The 14,830-nt window shown below is 57.3% G+C and carries 7 protein-coding genes; 2 read left to right on the forward strand and 5 right to left on the reverse strand.

The annotated features are described in order from the left end of the window. The first annotated feature begins 152 nt into the window (after positions 1-152). Together CFBP1590_RS10220 and CFBP1590_RS10225 are read left to right on the forward strand one after the other, a co-directional pair. Positions 153-2,471: an autotransporter outer membrane beta-barrel domain-containing protein gene (locus CFBP1590_RS10220; protein WP_088234958.1), complete on the forward strand. Its 2,319-nt coding sequence runs from the start codon at positions 153-155 to the stop codon at positions 2,469-2,471. A gap of 182 nt (positions 2,472-2,653) precedes the next feature. Beyond that, positions 2,654-4,090, forward strand: a complete 1,437-nt coding sequence (locus tag CFBP1590_RS10225; RefSeq protein WP_088234959.1) for a hypothetical protein — start codon at positions 2,654-2,656, stop codon at positions 4,088-4,090. A 30-nt stretch (positions 4,091-4,120) separates the two neighbouring features. On the opposite strand, the gene CFBP1590_RS10230 is transcribed toward CFBP1590_RS10225, so the two are convergent. The 5 genes from CFBP1590_RS10230 to CFBP1590_RS10250 form a co-directional block, all read right to left on the reverse strand. Then, positions 4,121-5,233: a fimbrial protein gene (locus tag CFBP1590_RS10230; RefSeq protein WP_374729058.1), complete on the reverse strand. Its 1,113-nt coding sequence runs from the start codon at positions 5,231-5,233 to the stop codon at positions 4,121-4,123. 61 nt (positions 5,234-5,294) lie between these two features. Then, complete coding sequence (locus tag CFBP1590_RS10235; protein WP_088234961.1) at positions 5,295-7,808, reverse strand: fimbria/pilus outer membrane usher protein; 2,514 nt, start codon at positions 7,806-7,808, stop codon at positions 5,295-5,297. A gap of 37 nt (positions 7,809-7,845) precedes the next feature. Beyond that, a complete protein-coding gene (locus CFBP1590_RS10240) occupies positions 7,846-8,601 on the reverse strand; it encodes a fimbrial biogenesis chaperone (RefSeq protein ID WP_088234962.1) in 756 nt (251 codons plus the stop codon). Between the two features lie 101 nt (positions 8,602-8,702). Beyond that, positions 8,703-9,254 carry a fimbrial protein gene (locus CFBP1590_RS10245; protein ID WP_029243922.1) on the reverse strand — a complete coding sequence of 184 codons (552 nt, stop codon included), beginning with the start codon at positions 9,252-9,254 and terminating at the stop codon, positions 8,703-8,705. Positions 9,255-9,749: 495 nt separating this feature from the next. After that, entirely contained in the window at positions 9,750-14,783 is a 5,034-nt protein-coding gene (locus CFBP1590_RS10250) for an RHS repeat-associated core domain-containing protein (protein ID WP_088234963.1), read from the reverse strand. Between the last annotated feature and the right edge of the window lie 47 nt (positions 14,784-14,830).

Below are 14,830 nucleotides of genomic sequence, written 5' to 3' on the forward strand. Positions count from 1 at the left end.
TATTACGTAGGACGAGTCCTACAATAACATCAGATTGGTCTTGCATAAGTTTGAGGTGCAAGCATGTAGTCTGCGCGGCCGCTCACTTATGAAGGGCCCGGCTGGCATTACCCGATGCGTATCAGCCGCCCATGGCCTCAAGGATATTATGTATGTCGATCGCCGATTTGTTCATTCGTCGCCCCTTGCCGGCTGCGATCAACCTGACGTCGCTCTTGCCGGTTTTTCTCTTCAGCCATACGGCGCTGGGTGCCACTATTCCAGTCAAGGGCGTTCTGGACATTGATCGACTCAGCAATAGTAATAACTACATCGTGACCGAGGGGGGAACGCTGAATGTCAAAGGTGGAACCCAGCACGGCTCGGTCATTGTGCGGAACTCCACCTTGACGATGACCGCCGGATCCTCGATCGAGTACGCCGATTTGTCGTTCGGCTCATCGTTTACGATGACAGGCTCGACGGTCAGAAGCGGAACGACGTTGAACGAAAGCCAGGGAACGATCGTCGACAGTACATTGCTCAACAGCACGGGTAGCGGCCTTTCCCTTATAAGGCAGTCAAGCAATACCTTCGGCTCGACCGTGACCCTGACCAACAGCACCAGCACTGGCGTGACTGCCGGGGCTTCGGTGACGCACTTCAGCCTGCTCAATTTGCAGAACTCGACGTTGACCGGCAACGGTACCAGCGGTTTGGGCCTGCGACTGATTGCAGGCGCGGCCGAGGCGAGCGGCAGTAGCATTACCGGTACTAAGCAGGGTGTGCTGGTCGTCGCAGAACAGGGTTACAGGGAGGGTTCGTTGAGCCTCGATGCCAGCCAGGTGACCGGGCAGACCGGTGCTGCAATCAGGGTCGCACAATCGAACCCGACAAGCGCTCTACCCATCGCCGTCATCAATGTGAATAACGGTTCCACCTTGACGGGCGGCAACGGAAATATCCTCGAAACCGCGGACGGGTCGCACGCTACCCTGAACGTCAACGACAGCCGCCTGAACGGTAATGTCCAGGTTGATGCCAGCAGTACGGCCACCGTCACTCTAAACCAGAGTAGCCTCACGGGCGATATCGTTGCCGAGTCCGGCGGTACGGCCAATGTGCGACTGGACAACGGCTCTCTACTGACCGGTCGTCTTGAAAACACTCGCAGTGTAGCTGTCGGCAACGGGTCGCAGTGGACGATGGTCGACAACGGCAACGTCGAAAACCTCGTGATGAACGGCGGTGCCGTCCAGCTCGGCGAGGCTGCCGCGTTTTACACCCTTTCGGTCGCCAATCTGTCTGGCAGCGGCACCTTCAGGATGGATGTGGACTTCGGCGGGGCGCAAACCGATTTTATCGACATCACTGGCAGCGCGACGGGCAGCCACCAGTTGCTGGTCGGCAGTACTGGCAGCGATCCGACTACCGACACCAGTCTGCATGTGGTGCATGCTCAAGCGGGTGATGCCAGTTTCGCGCTGGTCGGCGGACGCGTGGACCTGGGCACCTGGTCTTATGACCTGATCAAGCAGGGCGACAACGACTGGTATCTGGACGCTACTACCCGCACGATCGGTCCTGCACCGCAGACAGTTCTGGCCCTGTTCAACGCCGCACCTACCGTGTGGTACGGCGAGTTGAGCAGTCTGCGCACACGTATGGGTGAGCTGCGCGCCAATGGTGGGCGCTCAGGCGTCTGGATGAGGTCTTACGGCAATAAATTCAATGTGGCCAATGCATCCGGCTTCGGCTACAAACAGGTGCAGCACGGAACTGCTTTGGGAGCGGACGGCAGCATACCGACCTCTAACGGGCAATGGCTGGCAGGCGTGATGGCTGGGCAAAGCACGTCCGACCTGGATCTGGATCTGGGAGCCAACGGCAAGGTTGACAGTTATTACGTGGGCGCCTACAGCACCTGGCTGGACAGCCAGAGCGGCTATTATCTGGACGGCGTGATCAAGCTCAACCGCTTCAATAACAAGGCGCGAGTGAATCTCAGTGATGGTACGCGCACCAAGGGGGACTACAGCAATTCCGGCGTTGGTGCGTCCGTTGAGTTTGGGCGTCACATCAAACTGGACGGCAGCTATTACGTCGAGCCCTATACCCAACTGATCGGGGCATTAATCGAAAGCAAGGATTACGAGCTGGATAACGGTCTGCGTGCCGAGGGTGATTCGACCCGCTCGCTGTTGGGCAAGGTGGGTGTCACGACAGGGCGCAACTTCGATATGGGGCAGGGCCGGATCGTTCAGCCATATCTGCGCGTCGCGCTGGCACATGAGTTCGTCAAAAGCAACGAAGTGAAAGTGAACGAAAACCGGTTCGACAATGACATTTCCGGTTCACGCGGTGAGCTGGGAGCTGGCGTCGCCGTTGCGTTTTCCGAGCGGCTGGAGGCGCACATGGACTTCGAATACAGCAATGGCAGCAGCATTGAGCAGCCTTGGGGTGCCAACGTCGGACTCAGGTACAACTGGTAATCGCCAGAAATTTCTACCGCATCCAAAGGGAAGGCCAGCAGGTCTTCCCTTTTTTCGTATGTCTCTCATCGACGACCTAGCAGATCTGCCAGTGTTTACGACACGGGTCAGCGTGTTAAATCTGGATCTTGAAGAATTGATGCCGATTTCATGACGCTATGAAACGGATGGTGAGGGTGCACATGACCGACTCCACTCCAAAGCAAGAACTCGCGTTGCCCGTTGTCGCCGATTTGATGGCTGACGATTCCCGATGGGACGAAACGGGTCTGCTGCCCGCCTGCTTGGCGACCTCGCCATTGCGGATCGAAGTGCCTGCCTGGGGATACACCCCCAAGCCCAATGAGCGTTTTTATCTCAACATATTATGGGATGAAAAGCTGCTTGACAGACGGGAGCTGGATGGCGAGGTGCCTACCTTGCCTGCGAACGATCTGATCTTCGACATACCTGTTGCGCAATTGACCCAAGGGGCGCATGAGCTTCATTACGTTGTGGTCAATTCAGATGGCAACTCGAACGATTCGTTGAGACAGATCGTTACGGTGGATGTGATCGCTCCTGTACTGAACGCCGCCTCCGGCCAGTTGGAGTTCGACACTGCGACTATCACAGAACAGTATCTGCACGACCACGACAATAAGGTCATTGGCATTGTGCCTGCTTACAGTGGCGGCAAGGCAGGTGATGTGGTGACTTGGTACTGGAGTGAAAATGCCTTCAATTTCAGTGACGCTGATGTGGTTTCAACCAGGATCCTGGAGCGAGAAGAAGTGGGCAAGCCGGTCGCGCTCGCGTTTGGTGGTGACATGATTCTGTCGCGCCAGGACGGAACGCGTTACGCGTTCTACAGACTCCGCGATCGGGCGGGCAATCTCAGCCCGTATTCCCACCCCTTTGAACTTGAGGTCAAGGCCCAGCCTGCACCTCGCGTACTGCCTCCCCCGAGAGTCACACAAGCGACTGGATCGGCAGCAACCAGCACGCTCGACCCGATAAATGCCATCCACGGCGCCACGGTAACAATACCCGACGACGCTGTGATCCGTGCCGGAGAAACAGTCTCGGTGCAGTGGGCGGAGCCAGAGAGCGTGGGTTCCTATCTCACGTCAAAGGAGGATGCGAGGGCGTTCAGCATCCCGTCCACCTGCATCGCGCAGCACTTCGGAAAATCAATTCCGGTCTATTACGAGGTGCACGAAAGCGGTGTCGCGGATCCTCACGTTTCGAACACTCACACCTTGAGGGTGTCGACGATCAGCGGCTTTCCCGTGGTGCAGTGCGACAAGGTTTCGGGCGGGCGGTTGAGTCTGGGCAGCATTGCAGATGGCGGAAGGGCCCTTTTTACGCTGGGTAGCTGGCCGTTCATGGACACCAGCCAATTCATCAACATTCAGGTCATCGGCCTGAGCGTCGGAGGACAGAACCTGACCATTGATGTCTTGAAAGAGTCTCCGGTCCCCCATGTCGCCGATACCATCGATGTCGGGCACATCACCAAAACCGACCTGCAACGTTTCAAGACAGGTGGTCTGCTGGAAGTGCGCACGAAGGTGAGTTTCGATGAGAAAGTCAGCTGGCTGCCATTCGGGTCGCTGAGGCCGACGCTGTCCAACTGATCCGGAAAGTCGGCTATCGAGCGCTCACCACTACCGGTAGGTCATCGTGAAACTGAGCGCTCCTTTTGCCAGCCCCGGACGAATCTCGCTTCTGGTATGGGTCTGGTAGAAACGGGCATTGAAATTGACCGTGGTGCTGCCCGGCATGATCGTGACCAGAGGCACTTCTGCCTGCAGTTCCATCGGCGTAACACCATCGGCCTTGAGGATCTGAATGCCCATCCCCTCAGCTCCCGAATCGCTCGTCAGGCTGAAAATTCCGTTGCTGGCCTGCCCAATAGGTGTTGAGCCATTGACGCCGTCCAACTGGATGTGTGCGGTGCTCACGAACGCTCCGCTGGCATCGGTCTCGCAATTGCTCAGGGCAATGCTGAAAGGAACCGGGGGGGTGGTAAAGCCTGGTCCTGTAAAGTCCGAGCTGTTCCATTCACCCAGTTGTACCGGATCTGCACTGACCGGGTTGCTGCCTACAGTGCACTGAGCCTGGATGATGGTGCCGACCAGTCCGTATCTCATGATCCTGCCCAGCGTCGTGACGCTGCCGGACCAGAGTTCGCCACCGTCCAGTTGATGCGGGCCAGGCGGGATCGGTCCGGTCTTCACCAGTGTTATCACATTAGTCAGATACGTCATGCTGAGCGAAGTCAGCATCTGCTGGTGGTCGTTGATCCCGAGGTAGGGCACCGTCGGATTTCCCCCCACCGGTAAGAAGCAATTGGCGCAAGGGCCAAACGGGGTAGTGAACGGATAACCCAGTTTGATCCTGACACCGACGCCTGGAATATTGGTTTGCAATATTTTGCCGGTTACATCTTCACCATTGATCGGGTCGATTACGCCCGGAAAGATCGGTGCAGTTGCGACCGCGTTGAATTCGAGAAGCACCGTGCCGTTGTTGCCACAGGCGGCGTGCAGGTTGGCAAGATCAGTGCTTCTCGCGCTCATGTCCACCGTACCGATAACGCTGCCGATGCGTGCATCCCGGGGGATATACAGCGTGCCGATGTCGCGACGGAAGTCTTTGATTCCAGGGGTAGAAACCCAGTAACAATCGTTGTTGGGGTTTTGCTTTTGCGGTTGTGCCTGGACGCTGGCACCGTAGAGGACACCAAGGGCGATCAGGCCCCGTGTCAGGCGCTTCATTGGGTCGTTCATCAAGTATTCCTTGGCGGCGGGCGGTTTGACGGTGTCGGTTGCGTGGCGATCAGGTGCAGGTCAGCTCTTGCAAGCGATAGCCATCGGTCTGCGGCATGCTTGCTGGATCAATGTGCAGTTGGCATTGCGGCTCGCCTTGTTCGCCCCAGCGCACGTCAAGGGTCTGCGGTCGGGCGTCAGTGGCGATCAGGACCTGTCCACCCTGGCCGGCAATTCCCAGCGGCTTTCCGGTTGCATCGCTGATCCGGGCTCCGAATGGCAAAGGCTGACCCCCGGCGGTCCGGGCGGTAATGATCAGTCGCGTGACCGTACGGGCAGCGAAGGTGGTCTTGATCACGGCCCCTCGTGTGGGAACCACTTGAGCGCTGCCGTTTTCGATTTCGACTTCCGGGCCGAGCTGATCGGTCTGCAGAGCAATCTGGTTGTACCTGTAGGGGCGCAGATAGGGGACCAACGCGTAGCCCTGGCGGTTTGTTTCGACCCCTGTGGCGTTGAGAATGCCGACACCTGGCGTGCCAGGCACTTGCACCAGCGCAATGGTGTCGCCCAGATTGGGTCCCAGCTCGATGCCGTCGGCGTGGAGCAGAACGGCGCCATTGGCGTTGATCGATGTGCTGCGATAACCGGTACCTTGAGTGACGCCTGCACCAACGCTGCCGAAAGCGGCCTGGTAGCCTGCCGAAAGCCCGACGCTGCGTTGGTGCCCGTCGTCACTGCTCAGGCTGGTTCGGTAGCTGAGGCGGTTATCGTCAAGGCTGCCACTCAGGCTCGCTCTTTGACTGTGACGGCTGCCGCTGCTTTGCGTATCGAACGTGACATTGCTGGAATGACCGATGTCCAGAGGCATTGACAGACTGAGACCGATTTGCCGATCGCTGTTGCGATTGCGCCCCTCGCTCAGCGATTGCGAGGCATACAGGTTATAGGTGATGCCGGCATATCGAGTGTTGAAGTTGAATTGATACTGGCGTTGCTCACTCCGGGTACCCCAGTAGTCCTGTTGTGACAGCGTCATGCCGAGGCTGCTGCGTGACCCGATCCGTTGATGAATGGACGCTTCCAGACGGCTGCGTCTGCTGCCGCTGAACGTGTTGCTCTGGTCGCGTTGGCGCACAGCTTCGTCGAAGTCCCGATACCCTTCGGTGGAGTAGCGATAACCCGCGAAACGCAGGCTTGTGTCGGTCGCGAATGCCTTGCCGTATTTGATCGCATAACTCATGCCTTGCACGCTGTTCTCATCAAGCCGGTCTGTATCGGCACGCGAATGGGTGAGGTCGAAGGCCAGGGCACCCAGCTGTCCCATGTCCCTTGATATTCCGAGCGCTCCGGCGTGATAGATATCACTGGTCATCAAGCCACCATAAAGCGTCGAGTTCCAGCCGATACCCATGGCCAAAGTGCCTTGCCACAGCCAGGGCTGTTCGCTGTCCCGAGCGCCGTTGTAACGTCCGAGCGCAGCGCTGTACCTCCATACGCCTTCGCGCAGCAGATTGCTGATCGTGGCGTAGGGCTGGATAAAGCGCCGGACCTGCCCATCGGCCTCGGTCAGCACGACTTCCAGTTCGCCGCTGCCTGCTGTGGTCAGATCTTCAATCACATAGGGGCCCGCACTGACGTAGGTTGAATAGATCGGATAGCCGTTTTGAAGCACTTCCAGTTTGGCGCGGCTTTGTGCAACACCACGGATCACCGGTGCGTAGCCTTGAAGCGCATCCGGCAGCATTTCCTGATCGGTCCTGATGAGCGCCCCTTCTATCGGCACGCTTGCGAAGACGTCACCTGCGGTATAGGTCTCGCCCAGGGTCAGGTTCGCATGAGTACCTGGCAGATCCCGCTGTGCATAGGCGTAGGCCCGTTTCCATTGGCGGCCTCCTTCTTCATCGTGGCGTATGCTTTGATTGCTGCGCAGTCGCCAGGCACCCAGATTGATCCCGCTATTGAGGTAGAGGTCAGCGCTGTTGCGCCTTCCGGTATGGGTTGCGGTGCTTTGCTGAGCTGACGCCTGATAGCTGAAAAACGCAGCGTTGATACCATGATCCCAGAGGGCTGGATCGACCTGGCCGATCATGTCGCGGCGCATGGCGACCTGCGGGACGGAGAGTGACAACTGGAGCCTGCCGCCGTCGAATTCGATTTGTGATCCCGGGACCAGTCGCAGCAGGTCGACGCACTGCTCTTGCAACAAGGCAGGTTCGGCAAGGCTTTCAACCCGAAGCCCCATCTGTTCCAGCATTGGGCTGGAGAAACAGGGCACGAGACCTTCGTCCGTCGGCCGTTGGATAAAACGGATTTGTCTCTGGCCGAAATAGCGCGTGTTCACGTAGATCTCTATCCAGTAGTTTCCCGGGACCAGATCCTGAGTGTCGGTGAGCGAATCGAGCGCCTGTACGCCGGCATCGCTGGAATAACCGGGGCCCTGACGCAGGAAGCCTGACTGGAACTGGAGCGTAGCCGCAGCACTGGAGCTCGGCTTCAGGACCAGGGCACCGCTTCCGCATACCAATAACAGGCGCATGAAACGCAGGCGCACCGGTATGAGCCCGGATTCGGGTAATAGCTTCATTTTCAATGTCCTGGAGGTGAATCCAAAAAAGGCCGACTCAGGGTGTCAGCAAGGCAGGGGCGGTCTGTGGCGTGCTGTAACCGCCGTAATCGTTGATAGCCGAAAACACCACTTGCACGCCTGGTGTCGCGTAGGTTTCATCCAGCAGGTAACGTTGGGTCGAAAAGGGGGCGAGCATGGTGGCCTGCCTGAGCTTTTCAGTCTTGCCGCTGCCATTGACTTCCAGACGGATGAACGACACGTGAAAAGGCGTCGGATTGGCGGCAGTCAGGTAGGTTTTTCCCTCCAGACTGCTGATCGACCATTGCAGATCCTTGAGCCGCGAGATGGGGTTGTCCTTGAGCTGCGCAGGCCGATAGAACAGTTTCAGGCGTGTGCGCAGTGCGATGTTCAGTACGTTGCCTTGTGACGCGTCGGCCTGTGGGATTTCCTGGACGTTGAAGAAAAACAGCGATTCGCGATCATCGGGCAGATCATTGGGCAGGCCGTTTATCTGCACCTGCTGTTCCTTGCCGGGGTTGAGGCGAAACAGCGAAGGTGAGGGGGCAAACGGCACGAGTGAGGTGGCGTCGTCCGCCTGGGTGTTGACCCACGTCTGAACGGCGAAAGGTCGATTGCTCGGGTTGGAAATGATGACCGAAGTGCTGCGCTTGTCGCTGGCAAATACCACGCGAGTTGCATTGACGGTCAATGCCGCACGAGCTTCGTGCATGAAAGCGGTGAGCATGAGCAAAGCCACGCAAAGCGCACGTGCACGGCCTGGAAAAACCTGCTGACGGGTTACGCCGATCATTGGATTTACCTTGTGCATCCAGACCTCAGGAGGTCTGGATGCATTGACGATGTTTCAGGTGGATGGTGCGTGGACGACCATGTCGGAAGCCAGCGGGCAGATCAGTTGATTGCAACGACGAACTGCACGTCTGCCGAGGCCGTACCCGCAGTGACTGTGGCAGCGGTCGAGCGGTAGTAGGCATCGAATACCATGTCTGTGATGCCGTCCTTGATCAGCGGGTACTCGGCAGATTCCGCGCCGGGGGCAACAGCCGCGCCGGTGTGGTCCTTGATCACGATGGCCACGCCGGTCGCTCCATCCGAGGTAGGGGTAACACCGAAATAGCTGCCAGAGGTGTCAGCAGTACCGTTGAATGTCACCTTGGCGACGTCATCGACGCCGGTCAGACCGCAGCTGCCTTTATCGTCGATGCGCAGGGCAAATCGCTTGCCGCTGTATTCCTGGCCCACGCTGGTAAAACGGCTGGCGTCGACCGAACCCATTTTCACCAGATTGCCCACTGCGCCGTCGCCGGGATTGACGACTTCAATCGGGCAGGTACTGCTGGTGATCTTGCCTTCGAAGTTGATGGTGCCGGTATTGGCCGATGCCGACGCTGCGTAAAGTGCGGCGGCCACGGTCAGGCCCAGTGCGGATACTGTTTTTTTCACGGTAAGAACCTTATGGCGAGGTGAAGTGTCGAAAGTTTTTTGCGTTATATGTATCTGTTTATATCAAACGGTATGGCGTTTTTATTGCGTGTCATGACGGGGCGGGATTCTAGTGCGGGAAATTTGATTGATAAAGGGGCGAGTCTTACTTGGTTGATGACTGTGCCTGTAAGAACTTTCCTGATGATTTTTTAAAGGGAAATAAATGGCATGTGACGGGGTTTTCTATTTCTTTTTGTATGTGGATATTTCTCGTTTAAAAACAAGGCGGCCTGGAAGTTGTGGGTCGTTGCAGTGATGGGGGTGTAACTGCAGTTTTTGTAATGGTGGCAGGGCAACATCGATTATTAGAAGTTGTTTCAAGAGTAATCTGTAGTGAGGTTTTGAGCAGGCGGAAGTGCTCGCTCAGAGCACTCCGGCCATTCCACCTTTTATGTGATCATGCCCTCACTGGGTAGGCTTCATGTCACAGCAAGCCCGTAGCGTTGCGTCACATCAGTTGTATCCAATCATTCTGATCCCATAGTTCAGTTTGCCGTTCGCCGGAAACTGCTCTGCGATGACGAATGTCGGCTGGATATTCTGACCTGTGACTGCCATGGCTGGCACGTTGTTCAGTACCGGTTGAGCGGCTCGATTGGCGCTGGCTGCGGTCCGCGCACCGCTGACACCGGGGTTACTGCCTGACACTTTTATCGGCAGCGTGTGCAGCCTTGAAGCGCTCATGTCTACGTTAATCGCCATGAACTGAGGTTTAAGGGCAGCTCTTGGTAGAGTGATGAAATCGTCGAGAGTGCTTCTCAGGCCGTTCGAGGTTCTCGACGCAGCGCCTCCCGCGTTCGACTCACTCGCTGCTATAACTGCGACGCTTGACGATAAGCTGCTTCTAGCTGCCGTCTGCGCGGCTGCCGCAGGCCCAAGAGCCGCTTTGACGGTACTTTTCACTGTGGAGGCGATTGCACCGCCGCCGAATGAGAGAGGTATCGATGCCAGACCCGCGTACAGGCCTGCTGCGCGCCAGGTATTGTTGTTGGTAGCAGCGCCATATGCGCTGGCCGCAGTTGACGCAGCCTGCACCACCGTACCCAGAGCGAGCATCCCGGTGGCTATTGTCGAGGCTGATGCGGCACTCATCGAGATCCCCATTACCGAGACAGGAACCGTTACCGGCGCGGTTGCTCCGAAGCTGGCAACTGTCGCGTAGGCACCCGCTATGGTGAATACGACGCCCACACCCAGCATCACCCAGTCCACCACTCCAAAACCACCACCAGCGGAACTTCCCGGCACCACATTTTCATCCGGTCGACGCAACCGGCCACTCTGGTTGGCTGCGTCGTGGCCGGTGGGGTCACGCAGGGCGATGGGGTTGCCCAGGCAGTAGGCATAAGGATTGACCCCGGCCTCGCTGAATGGACTCATGAAGTCCGGACTGTGAAAACGCATCAGGGCAGGGTTGTACGCCCTGTAGCCGTTACCCAGCAGGTACCAGCCGGTGGATGCCTCTCGCGATTCGCCGTTGAACCCATGAAGTGCGAGAAGCGGTTGGTCCGACGGCTGCTCCCCGTAGGCGCTGTAGACCGCCGTTCTCAACGTGTCTTGCTGAAATTCACCAAGCACACTCCGGTTGGCGTCGGTGAGCAACAGCAGTGTTTTTTGCGGGTCGTCCGTCGTCTGCTGGCCCAGTGGTTGCTCGTCGAGATAAAGGTGCTGGGTGCGGTGACCGTCCTGGACACGGCTGCTTTCCTGATGTCCCTGATAGAAGTGCAGCGTTTCACTGGCGCTGCCGTGTCTGGAGGTTACGAGGTGATCATGACCGTCATACGCATAGGCGCTGACTGGCTCGCCCTCGGAGCCATGAACACCCACCAGACGATTCTGGCTATCGTACTCAAGCTTCTGGCCTCGCTCGTCATTGAGTTGGTTGCCGTTCAGGTCGTAGGTGAACGACGGATTCGGTGTTGCCCTTGCAGGCATGTACGCAATACCTGTCAGCTGGCAGGGGTTATGAGTGTCATACGAGAACATGGCGAGTTCGAGCTTGCCATCGGCAAATTCGGCTTTGCTCAGCGTGATGTTGTCCAGAGCATCGAAGCTGAACTGTTGTTTCGTGATCTCGCGACCCATGACATCTTTGGGGAGCGTGGCGCCTGAACAACGGTAATCGTCAAGACGTCCCCTGGCGTCGTACCTGAACTCTTCAAGCAGCAGACTGGTTCCGTCGTTCAGGTGAAGATGTCGGCTCTTGAGCAGATTGTCCGCTTGCCATTCCTGACGAATGTAGCGCGCGGGCTGGTCGGGAAAACACTGCGTTCTGAGGGTTTCCCTTCCTTGATCATCGTATTCAAGTGCCGTGCTTAACACGGTCGATGCGTTGATGTCGGTCGTCAATATCAGCTGAACGCGACCCAAGTCGTCGTAGCCGAACTCTGCAACAAGATTGCCCTGCTCCAGCGTTGCGATTCGACCGAGCGTGTCATAGTCATACGTTGTGTCGATAGACAGGGTCGTGCCGGGAATCTGCTCGCTACGTTTTATAGGGCGTCCCTTTGATGACGACTCGTGAAAGGTTGTCCAGTCGTTGCCCTGCTTATCGGTCCATGCCTCACGCTGCAGGCGGCCGAGCGCGTCATAGAGGTAGGTGCGTTTACCCTGTTCGTTCTCTGCAAGCAGCAGGCGGGCGCTCTTGTCGTGGTATTCGAAGCGGGCCCTTTCATCCGGCGCAGTGCTGGTCAGGGCCTGATGCGTCAGTGTCGGGTCGTAAGTGAACTGTATCGTGTCGGTTTTGCCGGTTGTTCTTGCCTTGATCTGTGATCGGCTATCCTCGTAAGTGAAGGTCTCGGTCCGGTTGCCAATCCGGGTCTGCGTCAGACGCTGCAGCCCGTCGAATACCTGCTCACCTGCCAGCGTCCGGGTCGTGCCGTCGGCGTGAATGACTTCAATTTTTTCCGGCAACTCGGCAGAACTGTGCACGGCGTAACTGCGTTCGACCACGCTGGTGTCGGGCAACGTTGTTGTGATCATGCGCGACCATGCATCGTAGCGGTACAACGTTTCCTGCTGCAGTTGATCGGTCTGCTTCGTACAGCGTCCCAGACCATCGTATAAAAAGGTCTGAGTGCTGGCTGTCTCTCCATCGCCGTTCTGGCTGATGATGCGGTCCGGTTTGCCGAACAGGTTCAGCCAGGTTTCCTGGCGACCGGTAATGAGCGGTTCCGGCCCGGCGCTTTGAACCCAGCTGCGCAGAATGGGGCTGGCGGATTCTGCGCTGCCGACGGGATCGAACAACTGATGGGTCTGCACACCATCGCTGCCGATAACGCAGCGTTGTTGGTTCCAGTCGTCATACAGGTAACGGTTGGTGAGAACGAGCGGTTGATCATTGTCGCGGTGGTCGTACACGGTCTCTGTGAGCATGTTGCTCCAGGCGTCGTAGCAGGCCGAATATATTTGCTTCAGGGCCTGGGGGTTATTGCTGTCGAGGTTGTCCCGAGCCTCGAAGATGATCCGGCCCATTCCGTCCACTCGGGTACAGGTCTTTACACCCAGTGCATCGGTCATGACCTGTTCGGCCTGATCTTCAGGTCCCGCGCACAAGGTGTACTGGTAAGAACGGCTGGCCTCGAAGAGTGGCGTGCCTGGCGCAGTCGTTTCAAGAATCACTCTTCTCAGAACGTCGTACTTGTAGTGAATCTTCACACCATCGGCAAGGCTCATTTGCTCAAGTGCCGTCTGCAGTGACTGCTGGCGCAGGCTCGTCTTGGTGGCGTTATCGAAATCGTTGCTCAGGCACTGTTTGGTCTGCAAGGCTTGCAGGCCCGTCTGTTCACTCGTGATTTTTTTGTAATCGTAGGTGATAGAGGTCGATTTTTTATTCAAGGTTTGAGTCTGACGCTGGGTGCGACCATGCGAAAATGGTTCCTCCAGAGCGTGAAAATACTCTTTGCGGGTCCGCTGCAGCTCCAGCTCATTACCGTTGCCGTCAGCGTTCAGGTGCACCATCGTCTCGGTGACCGGCACGATCCATTCAGGCATGTTGCTGCCCTCCAGCGCAGGCAGCGCTGTATAGGTGTAACGCGTACTCAACGTCGGAGCGCCATCCTGACTGGACTTCGCGGGTGTAATAGTCTTTTCCTTCAACTGACTGACAAAACCTTTGGGGTTGGCAGGGCAGAGCTCGCTGCCGTCCGGGCTTCTCTCGCCTTGCGCTGGATACCACGTCAGGTGTTCGACGACTCCGTCCGCACGTGTCTTGGTCTGCAGGTTGCCGTCAGGGTAGTAGGTGTGGGTGACTGTCTCCTTGCGTATCGCCGACTCACCCGACACGGTCCACTCTGTAGTGATCTCGCGGGGCATCTGGCAATCGATGGGTTGCTGGTCAAAAGGCAGGCCCGGTCTGATGTTGTAGTCCGTACGTAACGTCTGGGTATGGTTGTTCTGGGAGGTGACTTCCAGCGTCTGCAGATGAAACCGGTTGAAGGTGCGCTGAACAGTGCGTGCGGGTTTGTCATCGATACACAGGCTTTCAGTGCAGACGTAGTCGTAGTCCTGGAGGGTTTTGAACAGGTTGTCCAGGCCGTCGTTTTCCCAGGCTATGGTAAGACCGGCACCCAGGAAGTTCTTGTCGCTGTAGATGTATTCCACATCGACCGCAGATTGACCAAACCCCGGTTCAGTCCGGTGATGGGTAACTCTGGGCAGAGCGGTACGATGGGCACTGGCAGGAAATGTGTGCCCAGCGTCATGGTAGCTCAGGAATTCCCTTCCACCCGTCGGCGTGCGTACAGACACGATGCACAGCTGTTCGTGGCTGTAATCATATTCGAACTCCCAGCTCGCCTCATTATCGGTAGGCAAAACAACGCGTTTCACGCGGTTATCGCTGTAACCGAGGATCAGCTTGTAATCGGTCAGTTGGCCATCCGTGCCTGAGTCAGGGTAGAGATCAATGCTCACCATGTTATCGCTGCGCGACACGGCAAGCAGTCTTTCACCGGCGTCATCCGTGATCTCTTTCAACCTGAACTGACTGTTGCCCGCAGCGGAATAACTGAGGTGCACGCTGTGCCCGGAGGGCGCAATGATCCGGGTGACGAGGGCAACCTGGGAGTCGCCGGCGCTGTGCACGGTCAGCAGTTCCGTGAGTCCGGATTTATGTGCCACACGAAAGCTTTTTTGATCGATCCTGTAGAAGTGAAACGTATCCAGTTTTTTCTCCGTCGCCAGCAGCTCGGCGCCGTCCGTGTTATCGATGCGGTACGTTTCACCGGTACTTAGAGACAGAATATGCCGACTGATATCGTAGTGCGAAAGTTCGAGGGTCCAGCCGTAGCCATAGCCACTGTCCAGGGTATTCAAGGGGCTGTAAGACAGCGTGGGTTTGATGTCCGGACCGCGCAAGTCATTGCATTTCAACTCGGGCAGATCGATCGATACGTTGTAAAGCCCGGTGCGCGGATCGACACCGCTTTTCAGGTTGCTCATGAAACTGAGCGCTTTGGAATGCACGGAACTGGTGGCTGCAGGCATGGAGGCGGACCTCTTTGATCGGCGAAGAGACGAGTGCGCGGACGCCT

The organism is Pseudomonas viridiflava (assembly GCF_900184295.1).
Classification (GTDB): Bacteria; Pseudomonadota; Gammaproteobacteria; order Pseudomonadales; family Pseudomonadaceae; genus Aquipseudomonas; species Aquipseudomonas viridiflava.

What these genes read in the sequence shown, in the direction of transcription:
- CFBP1590_RS10220 (WP_088234958.1), top strand. Translation starts at nt 153, where the DNA reads ATGTCGATCGCCGATTTGTTCATTCGTCGCCCCTTGCCGGCTGCGATC.
- CFBP1590_RS10225 (WP_088234959.1), top strand. Translation starts at nt 2,654, where the DNA reads ATGACCGACTCCACTCCAAAGCAAGAACTCGCGTTGCCCGTTGTCGCC.
- CFBP1590_RS10230 (WP_374729058.1), bottom strand. Translation starts at nt 5,233, where the DNA reads ATGAAGCGCCTGACACGGGGCCTGATCGCCCTTGGTGTCCTCTACGGT.
- CFBP1590_RS10235 (WP_088234961.1), bottom strand. Translation starts at nt 7,808, where the DNA reads ATGAAGCTATTACCCGAATCCGGGCTCATACCGGTGCGCCTGCGTTTC.
- CFBP1590_RS10240 (WP_088234962.1), bottom strand. Translation starts at nt 8,601, where the DNA reads ATGATCGGCGTAACCCGTCAGCAGGTTTTTCCAGGCCGTGCACGTGCG.
- CFBP1590_RS10250 (WP_088234963.1), bottom strand. Translation starts at nt 14,783, where the DNA reads ATGCCTGCAGCCACCAGTTCCGTGCATTCCAAAGCGCTCAGTTTCATG.